The sequence below is a fragment of the Devosia sp. ZB163 genome (assembly GCF_028613635.1).
Classification (GTDB): Bacteria; Pseudomonadota; Alphaproteobacteria; order Rhizobiales; family Devosiaceae; genus Devosia_A.
In genome coordinates this window covers 64,153-86,423 of sequence record NZ_JAQRMY010000002.1, presented here as the reverse complement: position 1 = coordinate 86,423, position 22,271 = coordinate 64,153, and the positions used below count along the sequence as shown (strand labels likewise).

Sequence of the window (22,271 nt, the reverse complement as noted above, 5' to 3'; positions counted from 1 at the left end):
GGAGTCGCCACCGCTTCAGAGGAAGCGGCGGCACACTTCTTTTCTGATCAGCCGCCGGCCGCCATGACGCGGGCCATGGCTTCGTTGATCACCGCCTCGGCGGCCTTCAGGGCGTCGGCCACGGGGACGTTGTTGAGGACGACCGCCTCTTCCGCCTTCGCCAGCTCGGTATCGACCACCACCTGCACGTCGGCCGGGATCGAGGTCGGGTTCATGGCGCCATACTGGATCGACTCGGCGAAGACGCGGTTGTCGTACGGAGGTCCGGGCAGATCGGTCCAGATCGGGCTGGTGTAGAGCGCCTCGACCGGCGGCACGGTGCCGTAGCCCGCGGCAAGGATCTTCATGCCGCCGTCTTCGGAATAGAACCAGTTGAGGTAGTCGAAGGCGAGTTCCTGGTTGTTCGCCATGCCCTGCGGGGTGATCGCCTGGGCGATGGAGCCCATGCCGGTCTTGCGGACGCCGTTGATCGTGGGCTCGAGCGCCACGTCCCAGTCGTCCGTCGTCACGCTGCGGATCAGCGGGGTCAGCGCACGCACCGACTGGAGCATCGAGACCGTGCCGGCGCCGAAGGCCTGGTAGCCGCCGCCGAGCTGGGTCTGCTGCGGCGAGGAGGCGAGGACGCCCGCCTTCACCTGGTCCCAGTACATCGTGAAGACCTTGATCGCCGCTTCGGTCTGCAGCTTGTACATGTTGTTTTCGTCGAGCAGCGTGTCGCCGAAGGCTTCGATGCCCGGAACGTAGGTCGCGTGCCACGGCACCGAGGCGGCGAGGCCGTAGCGGGTGGTGACATTGCCGTTCTTCTGGGTCAACTGGGTCGCGACCTCGATCTGCTTTTCGAAGGTCCAGCTGTCATCGGGGTACGGGATGCCGGCGTCGTCGAAGTGCTTCTTGTTGTAGTAGAGCACCACGGTATCGGCGCCGATCGGCAGGCCGAAAATGCCGTCCTTGTTCGGGCCCGAGGTGACCAGGTACTGGTCGAGGAAGGGCTTCGCGAGCGAAGTCATCGTGATCGGGCCGCCCGAGTTCAGGAACGGCCGCATGTCGGCGGTGACCTGCGCATTGGCGAACTGCGTTGCGAAGATGTCGGCGAGGTAGGTGATGTCGGGCAGCTTGTTGGCGAGGCGGCGCGACAGCAACGCCTGGCGCAGGCCGGGGCCATCGCCCGGCAGGATCGAGTAGTCGATCTTGACGCCCGGACGGGCTGCTTCATAGGCGGCGAACACCGGCTTGATGCCCGTTTCGGCCCAGTCGAGGATGCCGATCGACAGCGTGCCGCTGGTCGGCTGCGCCATCGCGAACTGGCTGCCGGCGGCAAGCGCGAACGGCGATGCCGCAAGGCCCGCCAGCACGGAGCGGCGGCTCAACGAAAACTTGTTTGTCATGGTGACGTCTATCCCTCCCAATGGATGCGCGACGCCTGCTGCGCAGGTCCTGCCTGATCGCGCCGTTCAATATAGTGAACGTTTGTCTATATATTGAACGATGACAGACGATCCCGACCCGGTCAAGCGGGTCAGGACACAGCCATAGGTCGTAGGAAATCAGGCGAGGGTGGGGCTATTCCTCGGAGCGGCCCGCGTCGTCGTCGCGATTGCGCTCGTAGCGCCGCGTAAGCGGAAACGGCGGCAGCCAGGCTTCGCGACGGATGGTCCAGAGCTCGTAGGTCGGCACGAACTGGTCCGGCGCATCCAGCGCCCCCAGGTGGACCTCGATCTCGTCGGCGCTGCTCGAGAAGACCGATGAACCACAACGCGGGCAGAAATGCCGGCCGGCATAGTCGCGCGTTTCCCCCTCGATGGTCACCGCCGTCTCAGGGAATATCGCCGACGCATGAAAGAGCGCGCCATGGTGCTTGCGGCAGTCGAGGCAGTGGCAGATGCCGACCCGGTACGGGCGACCCGTCGCCACGATCCGAACGTCGCCGCACAGGCAGCCGCCAGTGTATCGGTCCATCCGCGCCTCCTCGAGGATCTTGCGATCGTCAGAGGAACGGTCGCACCTCGACCGGCGCGCGGCAAGCGATTGCGGCCTTGCGCGCCCATTCGAGCACCTCGTCGAGGGTATCGGTCTCCAGCACCCAGAGGCCGCCCATGTGCTCCTTGGTCTCGATGTACGGACCATCGGTAACGAGCGCATTGCCGTCCTTCACCCGAACGGCCCTGGCCTCGCGCGGCGGCGCGAGGCCGCCCACGAATTTCCTCACCCCCGCAGCCACCATCTCGACGTTGAGCGCCCGAATCTCGCGGCGCATGGCGTCGTCTTCGACGCTCGCGTCGTAGTCATCGGGTCGGTGGATGGCGACCAGGTACTGCGTCATGAGTTCCTCCTCGATAGCGCCGGGGGCCGACAGGCAACCCCATCACTACATGGTCGAACGGCCGCAGCGAAATTCGACAGGAGGTTCCCAGGTTCCCGCCGGCCGTCAGCTCCCGAGCAGCAGTTCGGCCGCTCCATTGACCGGCAGGCGGGCGGGCGGAGCCGGCCTGGCCTCGTCGCGACCGTGCAGCCGCATCAGGAGGGTCAGCTCGTTGGCAAAGCTGGTGACGTTGCCGGCGAAGGCCGCCGTCCTGATGTCATCGCGCCGGAAGATGCGGGTGGTGAGGACGGGAAGGTCCCACTTACGCACCATCTCCTCCATGGCCGTCTCCGGCGGCGAGGTCGGCACCCGGCCGTCGCAGGTGACGAACATGGCGAGCCGCCGCGTCTTGCCCCTCAGCCGGCGCAGCGCGCTGAGGACGGGTGGCGCTGCCCTGGCGTCCCATACAGGGCCGGCGACGACCACGAGGTCCCAGCCGTCGACCAGCGGTTCGCGGTCGATGGATGGACAGCCCCGGGTGAAGATGTCCCAGGCCTTCCTGAACCTGCCCAGCGTCCCGGCATAGGCGGGACAGGTCAGCCGGATCAGCTCGGCGTCCAGCTGGGCGCCCAGTGCATCGGCCACGGCGGCCGTCTTTCCGGTTTGGGAGAAGTAGACAATGGCTGCTCTCATCTCGGCCTCCTTTGACGCATCGGAAGAATGCACGGCGCGCGGACAGGCTCTTTGCGACAGATCAAGCCGGCGCGAGGTGGGGCGCTTATTGTCTCGCCGCAAAGTGGAGGTTACACAGCACTCATGCAGCAGCGGCCGCGCTCCAGCACCACAGATCGCCGGGACCTGATGACCGCCGCCGTGGCGGCGCTTTGCCTTGTGCTATCGGCCGGCATGGCGCTGGCGCCCGAGCCGATCGTCGCCGCGTCCTATCGCACCGCCTTTTCCGTGCTCTTCGGCGCCATCGGGCTGGGCGCGATCTATTTGCTCCTGCGCTCCGTGCTCTTGCAGCGCACCGTCGCGAACGAGACAACCGCGACCCTCGGGGAGCGCGACGCGCACCTGAAGTCGATCCTCGACACCGTGCTCGACGCCACGGTCGTCATCGACGCCGAGGGCATCATGCTCTCGTTCAATGCCTCGGCCGTACGGCAGTTCGGCTACGCGCCGGACGAGGTCGTGGGCCGCAATGTCAGCATGCTGATGCCATCGCCCTATCGCGAGCATCACGACGACTACATCGCGCGCTATCTCTTCACTGGAGAGCGGCGGATCATCGGCATCGACCGGGTCGTGGTGGGGCGACGCAAGGACGGCTCGACCTTCCCCATGAAGCTCGCCGTCGGCGAGATGCGGCAGGGCGATCGCGTCTACTTCACCGGCTTCATCCGCGACCTCACCGAGCGCGAGGAATCGCAGGCCATGCTCGACCAGGCGCGCAGCGAGCTGGCCCGCCTCGCGCGGCTCAACGAGCTGGGCGAAATGGCCTCGACGCTCGCCCACGAGTTGAACCAGCCCCTCTCCGCCATCGCCAACTACGTGCAGGGTTGCCGGCGCATGCTCGACAAGCTCGACGACGAACTCGCCAACCGCATGCGGGGCGCGCTCGACGAGACGGCAAAGCAGGCGCTGCGCGCCGGCGACATCATCCGGCACCTGCGCGAATTCGTCACCCGCGGCGAGACCGACAAGGGCCCCGAGGACATCAACCACCTCGTCGAGGAAGCGGGCGCCCTGGCGCTGGTCGGCTCGCGCGAACGCGGCATCAAGTCGGTGTTCGATTTCGCCGCGGACCGAAGCATGGTTGTCGCCGACCGCGTGCAGATCCAGCAGGTGCTGATCAACCTCATGCGGAACGCCATCGAGGCCATGCGCGACACCGACCAGAAGGAACTGGTGGTGCGGACCCGCCAGCTGTCGCCCGACTGGCTGAGCGTCGAGGTCGAGGACACCGGGCCCGGCATCGCCGACGAGATCGCGCCGCAGCTGTTCCAGCCCTTCGTCACCACCAAGGCGAACGGCATGGGCATCGGCCTGTCGATCTCGCGGCGCATCATCGAATCGCATGGCGGCGAGCTGACCGTCACCAAGAACTACGCAGGGGGCGCGACGTTCGCCTTCACGCTACCGACTTTCACGGAGGCTCCGGTTGAGTACAGCTGATACTGTCGTCCACATCGTCGACGACGAGGAAGCCGTCCGCAACTCGCTCGCCTTCCTGCTTTCGAGCGCGGGGTTTGCCGTGCGCGTCCACGAGAGCGCCACGCAGTTCCTCGCCGTCGCGCCGCAGATCAGCAATGGCTGCCTCATCACGGACCTCCGCATGCCGGACATGGACGGCGTCGAGCTGCTCCGCCGCCTGAGGGCTGCCGATGCCATGCTGCCGGCCATCGTCATCACCGGTCACGGCGACGTGCAGATGGCGGTCGAGGCGATGAAGAACGGCGCCATCGACTTCATCGAGAAGCCGTTCAGCGACGACGTGCTGATCGAGTCGATCACCCATGCCGCAAGCCGCGCGGCCGAGCGCGTCCAGAGCGACGCGGCCCTCGAGGCGGTCCGCCAGCGTGTCGCGCTGCTCAGCGAACGCGAGCAGCAGGTGCTGAAGGGCGTCGTCGCCGGCCAGGCCAACAAGACCATCGCCTTCGAGCTCGGCATCAGCCCGCGCACCGTCGAGGTCTATCGCGCCGGGCTCATGGGCAAGATGCAGGCGCGGAGCCTGCCCGAGCTCGTGCGCATGGTCATGGACCTCAAGATCGATACGCCCTGACGGTTTGATCTAGCTCAACCACGGCGCTGCGGCCAATCGTCATACTGGTTCTGCCCTGATCGCAGGGCAGAACCAAGGGATCGACCGAAATGGCCGCTGGCCGCCTCCTCGTCATTGCGCCCGACAACGATCTGCGCCGATCGCTGGTCTTTGCACTCGAGGCCGAGGGCTACGAGGTGACGGTACGCGCCGACCTGCCCGACTATTCCTGGCTGGCGCGGCAGCGCTTCGACGCCACCGTGCTCGACCAGAAGGCGCTGACCGGCGCCGACTATGCCAGCATCGCCTTCTGCGTGAAGGCCTATCCGGTCGTGCTGCTCGCCGCCCATGCCCACCCCTGGCTGGTCCAGTGGGTCACCGACGTCGTCGAGATGCCGGTGCTCGGCAATGCCATCTCGGCCTCGGTGCGCCGGGCGATGCACTCGGAAGCCTAGTTCAGGGCCGCCTGCGCGGGCAGCGCGTTGAGCAGCTGCCGCTCGTGCCGCACGTGACGGCGCAGGCATTCGAAGAACCCCCGCAGCATGTATCCCGTCGCCTCGGGCGCCAGCACCGGCTGTTTGCAGGCCAGCTGGTGCAGCTCGAACTGCACTTCCTCGCCGAAGCACTCGTCCTCGAGATGCTCTAGGCGCAGTTGCTCGACCATCTGCGTGCCGCGGGCGTGGGTTGCGACGATGCTGGGAAACAGTACCGCCTCCTCGGCGGCATGCGCCTCGCGCAGCAGCGGGCCGATCAACTTGGAGGCCGTGAGGCACCTGGCGTGGTTGAGCCGGTTGGGCAGCGAGTCGGCGATGGCCTCGAGCAGGTCGCACAGCGCTAGCTGCTGCTCGAAGAACTCCCGCACCTCTTCGAGCGCTCCCTTGCTCGCGATCATGGCCCGCCTCCTGCATCTGGATGTCGTTGGCGGCAGGAAATCCGCTGGTCGCCGGATGCGCGTTGATCTGGATCAAGTTTTCCCGGGGCCGGTCCCCATAGGTTGCACCCGTCTCAATCCGCAGCATCACGGGGGCCGCTTTGCATTATCTGCCTTGGATTATCGTGCTGGGAGGCGGCGCGTTCTTCGCGCTCGTCCTTTCCGGCCTGGGACAGGATGCGGCCTTCAGCGCGCACTGGGGCATCATTGCCGTCGTGCTCGGCCTGGGCGCCATCATCCTGATGCGTCGACCCGAACCGGCCGCCGTCGCGGCGCCGGTCTCGCGTTCGGACGCGCCCACCTATATCGACGGCCCGATCCGGGCCGGCTCGATCCTCACCGTCTTCTGGGGGTGCGTCGGCTTCCTCGTCGGCCTCGTCATCGCCCTCCAGCTCGCCTGGCCCGACCTCAATCTCGAGCCGTGGTTCAACTTCGGGCGCATGCGGCCGCTGCACACCTCGGCAGTGGTCTTCGCCTTTGGCGGCACCGCCCTGATCACGACGAGCTTCTACGTCGTGCAGCGCACCTGCCGCGCCCCGATGATCAGCGAGAACCTCGCCTGGTTCGTCTTCTGGGGCTACCAGCTGTTCATCGTCATGGCCGCGACCGGGTACCTGCTCGGCATCACGCAGAGCCGCGAGTACGCCGAGCCCGAATGGTATGTCGATCTGTGGCTGACCATCGTCTGGGTCGCCTACCTGATCCTGTTCCTCGGCACGCTCATCAAGCGCAAGGAGCCGCATATCTATGTGGCGAACTGGTTCTACCTTGCCTTCATCGTCACGATCGCGCTGCTGCACGTCGTCAACAACCTCGCCATGCCGGTGAGCCTGCTCGGCTCGAAGAGCTACTCGCTGTTTTCGGGCGTGCAGGATGCGCTGACCCAGTGGTGGTACGGCCACAACGCCGTGGGCTTCTTCCTCACCGCCGGCTTCCTCGGCATGATGTACTACTTCATGCCCAAGCAGGCCGAGCGGCCGGTCTACAGCTACCGCCTCTCGATCATCCACTTCTGGGCGCTGATCTTCCTCTACATCTGGGCCGGTCCGCACCACCTGCACTACACCGCCCTGCCCGACTGGGCGCAGACGCTCGGCATGGTGTTCTCGATCATGCTGTGGATGCCCAGCTGGGGCGGCATGATCAACGGCCTGATGACGCTGCGCGGCGCCTGGGACAAGGTCCGCACCGACCCGATCATCCGCATGATGGTCATCGCCATCGCCTTCTACGGCATGTCGACCTTCGAAGGCCCGGTGATGTCGATCAAGTCGGTCAACGGCCTCAGCCACTATACCGACTGGACCATCGGCCACGTGCACTCGGGTGCGCTGGGCTGGGTCGGCATGATCTCGTTCGCCGCCGTCTACTTCATGGTGCCGCGCCTGTGGGGCCGCAGGCAGCTCTACTCGCCGCGCATGGTCAACTGGCACTTCTGGCTCGCGACCACCGGCATCGTCATCTACGCCGCCGTCATGTGGGTCTCGGGCATCATGCAGGGCCTGATGTGGCGCGAGTACGATGACCAGGGCTTCCTCGTGTACTCGTTCGCCGAGACCGTGGCCGCGCTCCACCCCTACTACATCGCCCGCGCCTTCGGCGGCCTGCTCTACCTCGCCGGCGGACTGGTGATGGCCTTCAACATCTGGATGACCATCCGCGGCCGCGTCCGCGATGAGCGCCCGATCCCCACCACCGCCCTGCAGCCGGCCGAATAGGAGCCCTCACCCATGGATATTCTGGGCAAACACGGCGTCATCGAACGCAACGCCACCCTGCTCCTCACCCTCTCGCTGGTGGTGGTGTGCATCGGCGGCATCGTCGAGGTCGCTCCCCTGTTCTACTTCCAGAACACGATCGAGAAGGTGGAGGGCATGCGGCCCTACACCCCGCTGGAGCTGGCGGGACGCGACATCTACATCCGCGAGGGCTGCTACACCTGCCATAGCCAGATGATCCGTCCGTTCCGCGACGAGACCGAGCGCTATGGCCACTACTCGCTGGCGGCGGAGTCGATGTACGACCACTCGTTCCAGTGGGGTTCGAAGCGGACGGGGCCCGACCTCGCCCGCGTCGGCGGCCGCTACTCGGACGAATGGCATGTGGAGCACCTGACCAATCCGCAGTCGCTGGTGCCCGAGTCGATCATGCCGAAATACGGCTTCCTCGCCGAGACCGACCTCGACACCAACAACACCATGGCCAGCCTCAAGGCCAATGTCGCGGTCGGCGTGCCCTACAGCGAGGATGCGGTGGCCAACGCGCAGCGCGACCTCGTCGCGCAGGCCACGCCCGGTGCCGACACCTCGGGTCTGATCGAGCGCTACAACAACGTGCGCGCCGAGGACTTCGACGGCGATCCGAAGCGGATCACCGAGATGGATGCCCTCGTCGCCTATCTCCAGATGCTCGGCACGCTGGTCGATTTCACCACGTACGACGCCCAGGCCAACTTCCGGTAAGCGAGCCACACCATGCCAACTGCACACTACGACATGCTCCGGCACTTCGCCGACAGCTGGGGCCTTCTCTACATGATGGCGATCTTCCTATCGGTGGTGTTCTTCCTGCTCCGGCCGGGCGCCAAAGCCAACGCGATGGCGGCGGCGCGCATCCCGCTCGATGACAACGAACCGCTGGGGGATGAGCGCAAATGAGCGACAAGGACGTTGACCAGGTCACTGGCGTCGAGACGACCGGCCACGAATGGGACGGCATCAAGGAGCTGAACAACCCCCTGCCGCGCTGGTGGCTGTGGACCTTCTACGGCTCGATCATCTTCTCGATCGGCTACACCATCGCCTTCCCCGCCTGGCCGATGATCTCGTCGGCGACGACCGGCGTGCTCGGCTATTCGAGCCGCGCCGACCTGCACGCCGATGTCGCCGCGGCCAGGGCGGCGCAGGGCGGCATGCTCGAGGCGGTGACGACGACGCCGGTGGCAGACATCGTCAAGGATGACGGCCTCGCGCGCTTCGCCCGGGCCGGCGGAGAGTCGCTGTACAAGGTCTACTGCTCGCAGTGCCACGGAACTGGCGCGACCGGCAGCGTGGGCTATCCCAACCTCAACGACGACGAGTGGATCTGGGGCGGCACGATCGACCAGGTCTACGCCACCATCGCCCACGGCGCGCGTTCGCCCACCGACCAGGACACGCACTTCAACGACATGCCCGCCTTCGGCACCGACGGCATGCTGACGGCCGAGGACATCGACCGGGTGGCAAAGCAGGTTGCGTCGCTCTCGGGCATGGAAGGGGGCGAAGCCACCCCCGAGGGTGAGCAGCTGTTCGCCGACAACTGCGCCGGCTGCCACGCCGAGGACGGTGCCGGCATGGTCGACGTCGGCGCGCCATCGCTCAACGACAAGGTCTGGCTCTACGAGGGCACGCTCGCGGCCCTGCGCGAGCAGATCGCCCTGCCGCGCCACGGCGTGATGCCGGCCTGGGGCGCACGTCTCGGCGACGCCGCGGTCAAGCAGCTCGCGGTCTACGTTCACGGTCTCGGCGGCGGCCAATAGCATTCCCGTGCTGCTGCCAGCGAGGGGAAGGGGGCGTCCGCAAACGCCCCCTTCTTCGTTTCCGGACCTGCCCCTCTTGACCCAGATCAATCGCGCCAGCGACCCGGCGTGAGAGAACCCGGGGGATGACCACCCGGAACCCCGGCATGACTACCCATACCCCAGATACCCAGACCTATGACGTCGAGGCGGTGAACGCTGCCGGACGCCGCCAGCCGCTCTATGCGCCGCGCAAGAAGATCTTCCCCAAGCGCGCCAGCGGCCGGTTCCGGAAGTTCAAGTGGCTGGTGATGCTGATCACGCTCACCATCTACTACGTGACGCCCTGGCTGCGTTGGGATCGCGGGCCGTTCGCACCCGATCAGGCCGTTCTGGTCGACCTCGCCAACCGGCGCTTCTACTTCTTCTTCATCGAGATCTGGCCGCAGGAATTCTACTACGTCGCCGGCATGCTGGTGATGGCGGGAATCGGTCTCTTCCTCGTCACCTCCACCGTCGGCCGGGCCTGGTGCGGCTACGCGTGCCCGCAGACCGTGTGGGTCGATCTCTTCCTCGCCGTCGAGCGTTTCATCGAGGGCGACCGCAACGCCCGCATCAAGCTCGACGCCGGAAAATGGACCGCCGACAAGCTCATGAAGCGCACCGCCAAGCACGCCACCTGGCTGGTGATCGGCATCCTGACCGGCGGCGCCTGGATCTTCTATTTCGCCGACGCCCCGACCCTCCTCGCCGACGTCGTGACGCTCCAGGCGCCGCTCGTCGCCTACGCCACCATCGCGCTCCTCACCGCCACCACCTACACGTTCGGCGGCCTGCTCCGCGAACAGGTCTGCACCTACATGTGCCCGTGGCCGCGCATCCAGGGCGCCATGCTCGACGAGCACTCGCTGACCGTCACCTACAATGACTGGCGCGGCGAGCCGCGCTCGCGTCACGCCAAGCGCGCCGCCGCCGAAGGCAAGCCCGTCGGCGACTGCGTCGATTGCAATGCCTGCGTCGTCGTCTGCCCCATGGGCATCGACATCCGCGACGGCCAGCAGCTCGAGTGCATCACCTGCGCGCTCTGCATCGATGCCTGCGACGACGTGATGACCCGGCTCGGCAAGGAGCAGGGCCTCATCTCCTACGCCACGCTCAGCGACTACAACCGCAACATGGCGCTGGCCACCGGCAGCGGCAAAGTCGTCCAGCCGTCGCGCGTCCGCAACCCGGTCACCGGCAAGCTGGTCGATGCGATCAAGCGCACCAACTGGCGCTCGGTCATCCACCCGCGCACGATCGTCTACCTCGTCGGCTGGATCGCCATCGGCCTCGCCATGGTGACCGCGCTGGCGCTGCGCACGCCGCTGTCGCTCAACGTGCTGCACGACCGCAATCCGCTCTATGTCGAGCTGCGCGACGGCTCGGTCCGCAATGGCTACGACGTGAAGGTGCTCAACATGGCGCCCGAGATGCGCGAGGTCGAGCTTCGCCTCGACGGCCTGCCCGGCTCGACGATCTCGCTCGTCGATGGCGGCAGCGAGACCGCCGGCAGCCTCACCTTCACGCTCGAGCCCGACAAGGTCCTGCCGGTGCGCCTCTACGTGCGCGTCGGCCCCGAGTCCCTGCCCGCAAGCCAGATGCCGTTCCAGATCGTCGTCTCGGACGAGGCCGCCGGGATCACCCGCAGCGTCGAGTCGACCTTCGAAGTCCCGGAGAAGCGCAAATGACCACCAACTCCAAAGCCCGGCCCGGCGAGTTCACCGGCCGCCACATGTGGCTGTTCATCGTCGGCTTCTTCGGCGTCATCATCGCGGTGAACATCACCATGGCCGTGGTCTCGGCGACCAGCTGGACCGGCCTCGTCGTCAAGAACACCTATGTCGCGAGCCAGGAGTTCGAGGAAAAGCGCATCGCCCACGCCGCCCAGCTCGAGGCCGGCTGGACGTCGAGCCTCACCCACGCCGGCGGCACCGCGCTGCTATCGGTGGTCGACGGCGCCGGCAATCCCGTCGATCTCGGCGAGCCGGTGCTCCAGATCAACCGCCCGGTCGGCGGCCACGACGACCAGACAATCGCCCTCGTTCGCCAGCCCGACGGCACCTATGCCGGCCCGGTCAGCCTCGGTCCCGGCGTCTGGGAAGCACGCGTGAACGTCCCCGCCACCGCGCTCGGCCCGTTCGAACTGCACGACCGCTTCCGCATCGCGGGAGAAGCGCAATGACCTGCTGCGTTCCCGGCGCCCACAGCGTCATCGACGATCCGAGCGCCATCGAGGCGGACAGCGCCGCCCTCCTCTCCCTCAGCCGCCCCCTCGGCGACGGTCGCCGCCAGCTCGAGTTCGCCGTGCCGGACGCACACTGCGCGGCCTGCATCCGCTCGATCGAGACGGCGCTGCTCGAGCTGCCGCAGGTGGCGACGGCCCGCGTCAACCTCACCGCGCGCCGCGTCCGCATCGCCTTCGATCCGGCAGTGGGCAATCCGGCCGAGCTGGCCCCGGCCATCCGCGCCAGCGGCTACCACACCTATGTCCTCGACCCCGCGCAGGAGACCACGGGCGACCCGGTGCTGGGCGAGCTGATCCGCGCCCTTGGCGTCGCCGGCTTTGCCGCCGGCAACATCATGCTGTTCTCGGTCTCGGTCTGGTCCGGCGCCAACGAGGCGACGCGCGACCTCTTCCACTGGATCTCGGCGATCATCGCCCTGCCCGCCGTCGCCTATTCGGGCCGCATCTTCTTCCGCTCGGCCTGGCGCGCACTACGCGTCGGCAAGACCAACATGGACGTGCCGATCTCGATCGGCGTCATCCTCGCCACCGCGCTCAGCCTGTTCGAGACCATGCAGTCGGGCCGTCACGCCTATTTCGACGCCTCGACGAGCCTGCTCTTCTTCCTCCTCATCGGCCGCACGCTCGATCACCTGATGCGCGAGCGGGCCCGCAGCGCCATCACCGGGCTTGCCCGGCTGCAGCCGCGCGGCGCCACCCGCATCCACGACGACGGCCGGCGCGAGTACCTGCGCCTCGACGAGATCGCGCCCGGCATGCGCCTCGAGATCAAGGGCGGCGAACGCGTCCCGGTCGACGCGACCGTCGTCTCGGACGGCGCGGCGTTCGACTATTCGATCATCAGCGGCGAAACCGCCCTCCACGCCATCCCCAGTGGCGGCGAAGTCGTCGCCGGCGCCAACAACCTCGGCGGGCCGGTCCTGCTGCAGGCCACCAGGGCCTCGACCGATTCCTTCCTCGCCCGCATGGCGGCGATGATGGATGCCGCCGAGAACGCGCGCACCCGGCCGCGCCGCATCGCCGATCGCGCCGCCGCGATCTACGCGCCGGTCGTCCACACCATCGCCATCACCACCTTCCTCGGCTGGGGCCTCTTCAGCGGCGACTGGCACGCGGCGCTGCTCAACGCCGTGGCGGTACTGATCATCACCTGCCCCTGCGCGCTCGCCCTTGCCGTGCCGATCGTCCACGTCGTCGCCGCCGGCAAGCTCTTCGAGCGCGGCATCCTGATGAAGGACGGTGCCGCCCTCGAGCGCGCCGCCGAAGTCACCTCGGTCGCCTTCGACAAGACCGGCACGCTGACCATCGGCCAGCCGCAGGTGGTCGAGAGCCACGCCGAAGACGGACAGGCGAGTGCCATCGCCGCCGCCCTCGCCTCGGCCAGCAACCACCCGCTCTCGCGCGCCCTCTCGGCCCAGCTCGGAACCACCGGCAGCTTCGCCGGCAGCATCGAGGAAGTCTCGGGCCGCGGCGTCGAGGGCAAGGCCGACGGCGTCACCTGGCGCCTCGGCAGCCGCGAATGGTGCGGCCTGCCGGAGGACCAGGGATCGGACCTTACCGAGGTCTGGCTCACCGCCAACGGCGCCGTCCGCGCCCGGTACCGCTTCAGCGACCTGCCCCGGCCCACCGCCCGGGCAAGCGTCACCGAACTCGAGCGCATGGGCCTTCCCGCCCGCCTCATCTCGGGCGACCGTCAGGGCCCGGTCGACGCCATCGCGACGGTGGTCGGCATCGGTGCGGCCACCGGCGGCCTCCGCCCCGAGCAGAAGGTCGAAGCCGTCGCGGACGGCCACACCATGATGGTCGGCGACGGCATCAACGACGCCCCGGCGCTCCGCGCCGCCTATGTCTCGATGGCGCCGACCTCGGCTGCCGATATCGGTCGCAGCGCCGCCGACTTCGTCTTTTCGGGCGAAGACCTCGGCGCCGTGCCGTTCGTCATCAGGACGGCGAAGCGCGCCGCGCGGCTCGTGTCGCAGAACCTCTTCCTCGCCATCGGCTATAACGCCATCGCCGTCCCCCTCGCCATCTGCGGGCTGGTGACACCGCTGGTCGCAGCCGTGGCCATGTCGTCGTCGTCGATCATCGTTGTCGCCAATGCCCTCAGGCTGCGCTTCGACCGCCGCCCCGTCGTACCGAAGGCCGCGCAGGATCGTCTCGTCACACAGGAGACCGCCGCATGAGTGGCCTCGCCGTTCTCATTCCGCTGGCCGTGCTGATGGGTCTTGCCGCCCTCGGGGCATTCCTGTGGGCGCTGCGCTCGGGTCAGTACGAGGATCTCGATGGCGCCAGCGAGCGCATCTTCGAGGAAGACATAAAGGACTAAGGGTCAGCCCGTCCGGCCCTTCAGCGCATCGATGTCGTGGATCACGACACAGCGGTGACCCTGGACGGAGATCACGCCCTCGTGGCGCAGCCGGCTCATCTGGCGCGACACCGTCTCGAGCGTCAGCCCGAGGAAGTCGGCCATGTCGGCCCGCCCGATCGGCAGTTCGACCACGATGTCGCCCTGCGCGTCGGCGCCCCCCATGCGCGTCGCGACCAGCAGCAGCACGCTCGCCACCCGCTCTATCGCGCTCTTCCGCCCCAGCGTCACCATCCATTCGCGCGCCTCGTCGAGGTCCTTGAGCGACTGGTCGAGCAGGCGCAGCTTCAGCCTGTCGCTGCTCAGCACCAGCGCCTCCATCACCTCCTTGGGGACGCGGCACAGCTCGACCTCGGTCGCGGCCTCGGCCGACAGCGGGCTTTCCGTCGAGAACAGCCGCCCCATGAGGTCAGGCGCGAACTGCAGCCCGACGAGCTGCTGGCGACCGTCGCGCAGCACGCGGCTGAGCTTCACGGTGCCGCTCGTCACGTTGGCATAGCCCATGACTTCGTCGCTCTCGACCGCCAGCGTCTCGCCGGCGCAATGCCGTGTCCGCCGCGAATAGGTCGCGAGCCGCCGCAGCTCGGTCGGCCCCAGCACCTCGCAAACGCCTCCCTCCCGCACGCGACAGCGCTGGCAGGAAACAGGGATGGGTTGATCGGGGGTGCGGCGGGTGTCCATTCGGCGTGCCTGGAATGCGTGCACTTTCTCGTCGCACGCCGCGCGCCGGCTGGTTTGATCGAGATCAAGGACGCCCCATCCGCCCCCTGCGACAAGCGGGGCGGAGGTTCCGATGTCCGACACCCTGCTCAGCCGCCACTCGAGGCCAGTTCCCCGCTACACGAGCTATCCGACTGCCCCGCATTTCCATGCGGGCATCGCGGATGCCGACTATGCGGGCTGGCTCGGCACAGTCCCCGTCGAGACCGACCTCTCGCTCTATGTCCACGTGCCGTTCTGCGATCGGCTGTGCTGGTTCTGCGGCTGCCACACCAAGCAGGTGCTCCGCTACGATCCGATCGCGGCGTACCTGCCGTCCGTGCACACCGAGATGGAAACCGTCGCGCGTCTCCTCGATGGTCGCGGTGGCGCCACCGCGCTCCACCTCGGCGGCGGCTCGCCCTCGATGCTGCAGCCCGACGACCTCATTGCCCTCTCGCGCCACGCGCGCGAACTCTTCAACCCGCGCCGCGATTTCGAGTTCAGCATCGAGATCGACCCCAACGACATGACCGAGGACCGCTACGACGCCTTCGCGGCCGCGGGCGTGTCGCGCATCAGCGTCGGCGTGCAGGACTTCAACCCGAAGGTGCAGGAAGCGATCAACCGCATCCAGACCTTCGAGCAGACCCGCGCGGTGGTTGAAGGCATGCGCCAGCGCGGCGTCGCCTCGGTCAATCTCGACGTGCTCTACGGCCTGCCGCACCAGACGGTCGAGACCGTCGAGGCGACCATCGACCTCGCGCTCGCGATGAACCCCGACCGGCTCGCCCTCTTCGGCTATGCCCACGTCCCGTGGATGAAGACGCACCAGCGCATGATCGACGAGACCGTGCTCCCCGATGCCGCCGAGCGCCTGCGCCAGTCCACGGCCGCAGCCGCCCGCATCGAGGCCGCCGGCTATGTCGCCATCGGCATCGACCATTTCGCCAGGTCCGCCGACCGCCTCGCCGTCGCAGCAGGCGCAGGCAAGCTCCGCCGCAACTTCCAGGGCTACACCACCGACGACGCCCCTGCCCTGATCGGCCTCGGCGCCTCCTCCATCGGCAGCCTGCCGCAGGGCTACGTGCAGAACGTCACCGCCACCGGCGAGTACATCCGCGCCATCAAGGAGCGCGGCCTCGCAATCGCCAAGGGCATCGCCTTCAGCGACGAGGACCGGCTGCGCGGCTGGGTGATCGAGCGGCTGATGTGCGACTTCGCCATCTCCATCCCCGAGCTGAAGGAGCGCTTCGGCAAGGCCGCCTCGCCGGTGCTGGCCGAGATGAGCTATGCCGCCCAGGGCGACGCCGACGGGATCGTCGCGTTCGACGGCCAGTCCTTCTCGGTCACGAGCCTCGGCCGCCCCTTCGTGCGCTCTGTCGCCTCGGCCTTCGACACCTATCTGGGCTCCGGCGTCGGGCGTCATTCCGTTGCGGTCTAGCCCCTCCGGGATTCTACTAAGTAGTCCCCCTAAGACTCCGACCGGAATTTCGTATTCCCACGCAACGGCTAGTTTCGCACCGTCAACAACGGGGCAGCAAAATGCACATCCAGCCGAGCTTCAGGGTCAACCGCACCAATGACGCGAATGCTGGCCTGTCCGACCTGCTCACCGCGATGCAACCCGCCGCGGTCACCTTCTATCCAGCCGAAGCCACCATCTACGCCCAGGGCGAGACTGCCGGTCCGCTCTACCTCGTCGAGTTCGGCATGATCCGCATCTGCCGCATGACGGCGGACGGCCGCCGGCTCGTCTGCGCCTTCCACACTGCCGGCGAAGTCTTCGGCTTCGAGGCCGATGGCACCCACGACTCGTATGCCGAGAGCGTCGACGGCGCCGGCATCCGCGTGCTGCGCCCCAGCTGCGGCGCGCAGCCGGCCGGCAGCCTGCTGATGGTCGCCCTCAAGGGCCTCGCCCGCATGCAGAGCCACCTGATGCTGCTGGGCCGCCGGACCGCCAACGAGCGCATGGCCGCCCTCCTGCTCGATCTTGCCGAGCGCCAGGGCGACGCCCGTTCGGTCTACCTCGCCATGCCGCGCAACGACATTGCCGACTATCTCGGCATGACCTTCGAAACCGTGTCGCGCGTCCTCCGCGCGCTCAAGGAACAGGGCCTCATCCGGCTCCGTTCGATCAGCGAGGTGGAACTGCTCGATGTCGCCGCTCTCGAGGCCATGACCGACTAGACCGGATCAACAGGCGTGAATGGGAGACGCGCCTTGCTACTGCTGCTGCTGATCGCCGCCATCGCGGCTGCCGCGTTCGCATGGGTCCAGAACCGCCAGTTCGACAGCCGGATCCTGGCCCTGCGCGGCACCGTTCTGTCGGGCGCTTCGCAAGCAGCGGGCAGTCCCGACCTGCCCGCCATCGTGCGCGACTTCGCCATCCGCAATGGCGGCCGCGTTGGTGCCGGCTCGCCCATCCACCTCACGCATCGCGCCCGCCTGTCCACCGCCGCCGGCCGCCCGCCGATCGACATCACCGCCGACCAGTGGCTGTCACCGACGACGTCCGGCATGGTCTGGTACGGCCGCGGCGCCATGTTCGGCATCCCCGTTTCCGTCGTCGACAGCATCGTCGGGGGCAAGGGCCTCCTCGAAGCACGCCTTCTCGGCACTGTGACCGTCGCCAAGGGCGAAGGCGGTGATTTCGACAAGGGCGAGCTGCAACGTTACCTGTCCGAGCTCCCGCTCCACCCCGATGCCATCCTCAACAATGCCGGGCTCGCCTGGCGCCAGATCGACGCGCGGACCGTCGAAGTCGCGGACGGTACGGCAAGCGTCCGCTTCACCTTCGACGAAGCGGGCGACATCACCGGGATGCGCGCCGAGGACCGGCCGATGACCGTGGGCAACCGCACAGTGCCGACCCCGTGGATCGGCGCCTACTCGCAATACCGCTCGTTCGGCGCCCATCGCCTCCCAAGCTATGGCGAGGTCAGCTGGCAACTGCCGCACGGACCCTTCACGTACTGGAAGGGAACGGTCACGGGGTACGAAGTCCTGAAATGAAACTGGCCGCCGGGGTTGCCGGCGGCCAGCTCGTTGTCAGCTGACCTTGGCCAGCGCCTGCTCGACATCGGCGATGATGTCGTCGATGTGCTCGATGCCGACCGAGATGCGCACCAGGTCCTCGGAGACGCCGGCCTTGGCCAGTTCCTCGGGCGAGAGCTGCCGGTGGGTCGTCGAAGCCGGGTGGCAGGCGAGCGACTTGGCGTCGCCGATGTTGACCAGCCGGTAGATCATCTGCAGCGCATCGATGAACTGGGCGCCCGCGGCGGCCCCGCCCTTGATGCCGAAGCTGATGATGCCCGAGGCCTTGCCCTTGCTGATCTTCTTGGCCGTCGCGTTGTACTTGCTGTCAGGCAGCGCGGCGTAGTTCACCCATTCGATCTTGGGGTGCTTCTTCAGCCAGGCACCGAGCGCCTCGGCGTTCTCGCAATGGCGCTCCATGCGCAGCCCGAGCGTCTCGAGCCCCATCAGGAAGAGGAACGCGCTGTTGGGCGAGAGTGCGGCGCCGGTGTTGCGCAGCGGCACGACGCGCGCCCGGCCGATAAAGGCTGCCGGCCCGAGCGCCTCGGTGTAGACGACGCCGTGGTACGACGGATCGGGCTCGTTGAGCAGCGGGAAGCGCTCCTTGTTGGCCTTCCAGTCGAACTTGCCCGAGTCGACGATGATGCCGCCGATCGAGTTGCCGTGGCCGCCGATATACTTGGTCAGCGCATGCACCACGATGTCGGCGCCGAAGTCGATCGGCCGGCAGAGGTAGGGCGTTGCGACGGTGTTGTCGACGATCAGCGGCACGCCATGCTTGTGCGCGATCTCGGCCAGCCGCTGGATGTCGACGACGTTGCCGGCGGGGTTGCCGATGGACTCGCAGAACACGGCCTTGGTCTTGCCGTCGATCAGCTTCTCGAGCCCGTCGAAATCAGCCTGGTCGGCAAGCCGGACCTCGATGCCCTGGCGCGGGAAGGTGTGGACGAACAGGTTGTAGGTGCCGCCATAGAGCTGGCTCACCGAGACGATGTTGTCGCCGGCCTGTGCGATGGTCTGGATGGCGTAGGTGATCGCCGCCATGCCCGAGGCGAGCGCGAGGCCGGCGATGCCGCCTTCCATCTCCGCGACGCGGGCTTCGAGCACCGCGGTCGTGGGGTTCATGATGCGGGTATAGATGTTCCCGGGCACCGCGAGGTTGAACAGGTCGGCGCCGTGCTGCGTGTCGTCGAACGTGTACGACGTGGTCTGGTAGATCGGGACCGCAGCGGACTTGGTGGTGGCCTCCGGCGTGTAGCCGTGGTGCAGCGCAATGGATTCGAGTTTCATACCTGTCCTCTCTTTTGAATAGTCTTGTCTGGAATGACTCGGCCTGCCCGACCCTTAGCACGGTCTGCCCACCGAAAGGCCAGTGCCGGCTGGAAGCCCTTCGCGTTCTTTTCACCGACGGGGCAAACTCATCCGCCTTTTGTCCGCGCCGACAGAAGGATCGGGCCGAACTCGAGGCCGAACAGCCCGAAGGCGATCAGCCAGCACGCCCCGTTCCATGTGTCGGTCGTGACCACGGGGGTGGCGATAGAGGCTTCGCGGGCCGGGGTCGGCCCCCTCGTGACCGTCGCCGACCCGGCCGTTGACTCCCTCCCCCGATCCCGCTAATACGCATTAGCAGCTAATACGCATTAGCAGACTTGCCGGGCGTCTGGGAGGACCGATTGGCGAAGGTGGGACGGCTCACACAGCGGGACATTGCACGCATCGCCGGCGTCAGCCAGGCGACCGTCTCGCTCGTCCTCAACGACGCCAAGGCCGCCGCCGGCCGCATCCCGGACGAGACGCGCGAGCGCGTCCAGAAAGCCATCCGCGAGACCGGCTACGTCGCCGATCCGATCGCCCGTCGCATGGCCAAGGGCCTCAACCGCATCCTCGGCGTCTTCACCTACGAACCCGCCTTCCCCAGCGCCCAGGCCGACTTCTTCACACCGTTCCTCTTCGGTATCGAGGAGACGGCGCAAGCGCTCGGCTACGACCTGCTGCTCCTCACCGGCGCTCCCGCCCATCGCGGCCAGCGCAAGATCTTCGACGAGAACAACCGCCTGCGCCTCGCCGATGGCTGCGTCATCCTCGGCCGCGAGTTCGATCGCGCCGAGCTGAAGCGCCTCGTCGCCGGCGACTATCCCTTCGTCGCCGTCGGCCGCCGCGAGCCCGTCGGCGCCCCCGTCCCCTATGTCGGCGCCGACTACGTGTCGGCCACCGCCGAAATGGTGCGCCGGGCGAGGCTCAAGGGGCACACGAAACTCGCCTATGTCGGCCCCAGCAAGGGCGCCGAGTCCTCGGTCGACCGCTGGACCGGCTTCACCTCCGCACTCGCGGACGCCAAACTGGCGCCGGGGGGCGCCGAGATGGTGCTGCACATCCCCGAAGTCGGCGGCAAGGCGCTGCCCATGCTCGAGGCGATCCGCAATTCCGGCGCGACGGTGGCAGTCTTCACCGAAATGGCCGACGCGGTGATCGTCGACGCCGCGGCCCGCTCGCAGAACCTCTCGGTGCCCGGCGATCTCTCGATCGTCGTCCTCGGCAGCCACCTGAGACCCATGCAGTCGGGCACCCGCTTCACCACCTTCTCGGTCCCCCGCGAGGAAATGGCGCGCCGCGCCACGCAGATGCTCTGCGAGCGGATCGAGGCCGGCTCGAAAGGCGAGCAGGTCGTGCTCCCCTGCGAACCAATCGAGGGCGAAACCCTCGGCCCCATCCACCCAAGCGACGGACTGAAGAGCTGACCGGCCCTTCGCCCCCCGGCGCGACCTAACAGACGGACTTCAAGTGAAAGAATTCTCGGCAGACATCGCGATCATCGGCGGCGGCCTCGGCGGCGTCGCGGCGGCGCTCGGCGCCCTTCGTTCGGGCCGCACCGTCGTCATGACGGAGGAGTTCGACTGGATCGGCGGGCAGATGACCAGCCAGGCCGTGCCGCCCGACGAGCACAGCTGGGTCGAGCAGTTCGGCATCACCCGCTCGTACCGCGCCCTGCGCAACGGGATCCGCCAGTACTATCGCGACCACTATCCGCTCACCGAGAAGAGCCGCGCCTGGGGCGACCTCAATCCCGGCGCCGGCTACGTCTCGCGCCTCTGCCACGAGCCGCGCGTCGGCCTCGCGGTGATGGAAGCGATGCTGATGCCCTATCGCGGCGGCGGCCAGCTCACCGTGCTCCAGCCCTACAAGCCCGTCTCGGCCGAGATGGATGGCGACCGCGTGCGCGCCGTGACCCTCAGGCACCGCGACAGCGGCGACCAGATCGTCGTCACCGGCAAGTACGTGATCGAGGCCACCGAGCTCGGCGACCTGCTGCCGATGACCGGCACCGAGTACGTCACCGGCTTTGAGAGCCAGCGCGATACCGGCGAGCCCTCCGCCCCGGCCGAAGCGCAGCCGACCAACTCGCAGGCCGTCTCGATCTGCTTTGCCCTCGACCATGTCGACGGCAACCAGGTCGGCGACAAGCCGCGCAACTATGACAAGTGGCGCGCCTACACCCCGAGCTTCTGGGGCGGACCGCTCATCGGCTTCGTCGCGCCGCACCCGCGCACGCTCGAGAGCACCGTGCGCAGCTTCACGCCGAACCCGGACGACGATCCGACCCTCGTCGACGCCGACCAGCGCAAGAACCCGGGTGACGGCAATCTCTGGACCTTCCGGCGCATCGCGGCCCGCCGCAACTTCGTGCCCGGCGCGTACCAGTCGGACATCTGCCTCGTGAACTGGCCGATGCTCGACTATTTCGAGCACCCGATCATCGACGTGCCCGAGGCCGTCTACAACGAGCGCATCCAGGGCGCGGCCGACCTCGCCTACTCCGTCTTCTACTGGCTGCAGACCGAAGCGCCGCGCGAAGATGGCGGCCAGGGCTTCCCGGGCCTGCGCCTGCGCGGTGACATCACCGGCACCAACCATGGCCTCGCCATGGCGCCCTACATCCGCGAGAGCCGCCGCATCAAGGCGGTGACGACGATCGTCGAGCAGGACCTCAGCTACGACGTGCGCGGCGACCGCGGTGCGGTCAACTACCGCGACAGCGTCGGCATCGGCATGTACCGGATCGACCTGCACCCCTCGACCGGCGGCGACAACTACATCGACGTGGCCTCGTGCCCGTTCGAGATCCCGCTCGGCGCCCTCTTGCCGCAGCGCGTCACCAACATGATCCCGGCCGGCAAGACCATCGGCACCACCCACATCACCAATGGCTGCTACCGGCTGCATCCGGTGGAGTGGAACATCGGCGAGGTCGCCGGCCTGCTCGCCGCCTACTGCCTCAACGAAGGCGTCACGCCGCACCAGGTGCAGGCCGACAACACCCTGCTCGCCGACTTCCAGTCCCGGCTCTACGCCGAGGGCATCGAAACCCGCTGGCCCGACGTGCGGGGCTACTAACC

23 protein-coding genes are annotated in these 22,271 nt (G+C 67.6%); 16 read left to right on the top strand and 7 right to left on the bottom strand.

Annotated elements, in window-relative coordinates:
- Positions 1–47: 47 nt before the first annotated feature.
- The 4 genes from PRN20_RS08635 to PRN20_RS08620 all read right to left on the bottom strand — a co-directional run bounded on the left by PRN20_RS08635 (position 48) and on the right by PRN20_RS08620 (position 2,992).
- Positions 48–1,385 carry an extracellular solute-binding protein gene (locus PRN20_RS08635; protein ID WP_273956893.1) on the bottom strand — a complete coding sequence of 446 codons (1,338 nt, stop codon included), beginning with the start codon at positions 1,383–1,385 and terminating at the stop codon, positions 48–50.
- A 175-nt stretch (positions 1,386–1,560) separates the two neighbouring features.
- Positions 1,561–1,956, bottom strand: a complete 396-nt coding sequence (locus tag PRN20_RS08630; RefSeq protein ID WP_273956892.1) for a GFA family protein — start codon at positions 1,954–1,956, stop codon at positions 1,561–1,563.
- 28 nt (positions 1,957–1,984) lie between these two features.
- Positions 1,985–2,320 (bottom strand): YciI family protein, encoded by a 336-nt coding sequence (locus PRN20_RS08625; protein ID WP_273956891.1) that lies wholly within the window; start codon positions 2,318–2,320, stop codon positions 1,985–1,987.
- A 105-nt stretch (positions 2,321–2,425) separates the two neighbouring features.
- Entirely contained in the window at positions 2,426–2,992 is a 567-nt protein-coding gene (locus tag PRN20_RS08620) for a flavodoxin family protein (RefSeq protein ID WP_273956890.1), read from the bottom strand.
- A gap of 168 nt (positions 2,993–3,160) precedes the next feature.
- Between PRN20_RS08620 and PRN20_RS08615 the strand changes: the two genes are divergently transcribed.
- The 3 genes from PRN20_RS08615 (at position 3,161) to PRN20_RS08605 (ending at position 5,515) form a co-directional block, all read left to right on the top strand.
- Complete coding sequence (locus tag PRN20_RS08615; protein WP_273958044.1) at positions 3,161–4,474, top strand: sensor histidine kinase; 1,314 nt, start codon at positions 3,161–3,163, stop codon at positions 4,472–4,474.
- Positions 4,461–5,081, top strand: coding sequence for a response regulator FixJ (fixJ, locus tag PRN20_RS08610; protein WP_273956889.1), 621 nt, complete (start codon positions 4,461–4,463; stop codon positions 5,079–5,081). Before PRN20_RS08615 ends, fixJ begins: the two co-directional genes overlap by 14 nt.
- 89 nt (positions 5,082–5,170) lie before the next feature.
- Positions 5,171–5,515: a hypothetical protein gene (locus PRN20_RS08605; RefSeq protein ID WP_273956888.1), complete on the top strand. Its 345-nt coding sequence runs from the start codon at positions 5,171–5,173 to the stop codon at positions 5,513–5,515.
- Here PRN20_RS08605 and PRN20_RS08600 read toward each other — a convergent pair.
- Positions 5,512–5,952, bottom strand: coding sequence for a hemerythrin domain-containing protein (locus PRN20_RS08600; RefSeq protein ID WP_273956887.1), 441 nt, complete (start codon positions 5,950–5,952; stop codon positions 5,512–5,514). The two genes, PRN20_RS08605 and PRN20_RS08600, sit on opposite strands and share 4 nt — an antisense overlap.
- Before the next feature lie 140 nt (positions 5,953–6,092).
- Here PRN20_RS08600 and ccoN point away from each other — a divergent pair, with 140 nt between their 5' ends.
- From ccoN to ccoS, 8 genes are all read left to right on the top strand, one after another.
- Positions 6,093–7,709, top strand: coding sequence for a cytochrome-c oxidase, cbb3-type subunit I (gene ccoN, locus PRN20_RS08595; protein WP_273956886.1), 1,617 nt, complete (start codon positions 6,093–6,095; stop codon positions 7,707–7,709).
- 12 nt (positions 7,710–7,721) lie between these two features.
- A complete protein-coding gene (gene ccoO / locus PRN20_RS08590) occupies positions 7,722–8,453 on the top strand; it encodes a cytochrome-c oxidase, cbb3-type subunit II (protein WP_273956885.1) in 732 nt (243 codons plus the stop codon).
- 12 nt (positions 8,454–8,465) lie between these two features.
- The gene (locus tag PRN20_RS08585; protein WP_273956884.1) at positions 8,466–8,648 is read left to right on the top strand and encodes a cbb3-type cytochrome c oxidase subunit 3; all 183 of its coding nucleotides are present in this window, start codon (positions 8,466–8,468) and stop codon (positions 8,646–8,648) included.
- Positions 8,645–9,511 carry a cytochrome-c oxidase, cbb3-type subunit III gene (gene ccoP, locus PRN20_RS08580; protein WP_273956883.1) on the top strand — a complete coding sequence of 289 codons (867 nt, stop codon included), beginning with the start codon at positions 8,645–8,647 and terminating at the stop codon, positions 9,509–9,511. The genes PRN20_RS08585 and ccoP overlap by 4 nt, the downstream gene beginning before the upstream one ends.
- A gap of 146 nt (positions 9,512–9,657) precedes the next feature.
- Complete coding sequence (gene ccoG / locus PRN20_RS08575) at positions 9,658–11,220, top strand: cytochrome c oxidase accessory protein CcoG (RefSeq protein ID WP_273956882.1); 1,563 nt, start codon at positions 9,658–9,660, stop codon at positions 11,218–11,220.
- Positions 11,217–11,714 carry a FixH family protein gene (locus tag PRN20_RS08570; RefSeq protein ID WP_273956881.1) on the top strand — a complete coding sequence of 166 codons (498 nt, stop codon included), beginning with the start codon at positions 11,217–11,219 and terminating at the stop codon, positions 11,712–11,714. The genes ccoG and PRN20_RS08570 overlap by 4 nt, the downstream gene beginning before the upstream one ends.
- Positions 11,711–13,960, top strand: a complete 2,250-nt coding sequence (locus tag PRN20_RS08565) for a heavy metal translocating P-type ATPase (RefSeq protein WP_273956880.1) — start codon at positions 11,711–11,713, stop codon at positions 13,958–13,960. Before PRN20_RS08570 ends, PRN20_RS08565 begins: the two co-directional genes overlap by 4 nt.
- Positions 13,957–14,103, top strand: coding sequence for a cbb3-type cytochrome oxidase assembly protein CcoS (ccoS, locus tag PRN20_RS08560; protein ID WP_273956879.1), 147 nt, complete (start codon positions 13,957–13,959; stop codon positions 14,101–14,103). The genes PRN20_RS08565 and ccoS overlap by 4 nt, the downstream gene beginning before the upstream one ends.
- A 3-nt stretch (positions 14,104–14,106) precedes the next feature.
- Here the strand turns inward: ccoS and PRN20_RS08555 are convergent, their stop codons facing one another.
- On the bottom strand, positions 14,107–14,742 hold the full coding sequence (locus tag PRN20_RS08555; protein WP_273956878.1) for a Crp/Fnr family transcriptional regulator: 636 nt from the start codon (positions 14,740–14,742) through the stop codon (positions 14,107–14,109).
- A 193-nt stretch (positions 14,743–14,935) separates the two neighbouring features.
- On the opposite strand from PRN20_RS08555, the gene hemN reads away from it, so the two are divergent.
- From hemN to PRN20_RS08540, 3 genes are all read left to right on the top strand, one after another.
- Positions 14,936–16,285 carry an oxygen-independent coproporphyrinogen III oxidase gene (hemN, locus tag PRN20_RS08550; RefSeq protein WP_273956877.1) on the top strand — a complete coding sequence of 450 codons (1,350 nt, stop codon included), beginning with the start codon at positions 14,936–14,938 and terminating at the stop codon, positions 16,283–16,285.
- A gap of 101 nt (positions 16,286–16,386) precedes the next feature.
- Positions 16,387–17,031 (top strand): helix-turn-helix domain-containing protein, encoded by a 645-nt coding sequence (locus PRN20_RS08545; RefSeq protein WP_273956875.1) that lies wholly within the window; start codon positions 16,387–16,389, stop codon positions 17,029–17,031.
- Between the two features lie 33 nt (positions 17,032–17,064).
- Positions 17,065–17,856 carry a DUF6544 family protein gene (locus PRN20_RS08540; protein WP_273956874.1) on the top strand — a complete coding sequence of 264 codons (792 nt, stop codon included), beginning with the start codon at positions 17,065–17,067 and terminating at the stop codon, positions 17,854–17,856.
- A gap of 36 nt (positions 17,857–17,892) precedes the next feature.
- Here PRN20_RS08540 and PRN20_RS08535 read toward each other — a convergent pair whose 3' ends face one another.
- A complete protein-coding gene (locus PRN20_RS08535) occupies positions 17,893–19,167 on the bottom strand; it encodes an O-acetylhomoserine aminocarboxypropyltransferase/cysteine synthase family protein (protein ID WP_273956872.1) in 1,275 nt (424 codons plus the stop codon).
- Between the two features lie 383 nt (positions 19,168–19,550).
- On the opposite strand from PRN20_RS08535, the gene PRN20_RS08530 reads away from it, so the two are divergent.
- Positions 19,551–20,615: a LacI family DNA-binding transcriptional regulator gene (locus tag PRN20_RS08530; RefSeq protein ID WP_273956871.1), complete on the top strand. Its 1,065-nt coding sequence runs from the start codon at positions 19,551–19,553 to the stop codon at positions 20,613–20,615.
- Between the two features lie 43 nt (positions 20,616–20,658).
- Positions 20,659–22,269 (top strand): FAD-dependent oxidoreductase, encoded by a 1,611-nt coding sequence (locus PRN20_RS08525; protein WP_273956870.1) that lies wholly within the window; start codon positions 20,659–20,661, stop codon positions 22,267–22,269.
- Positions 22,270–22,271: the final 2 nt, after the last annotated feature.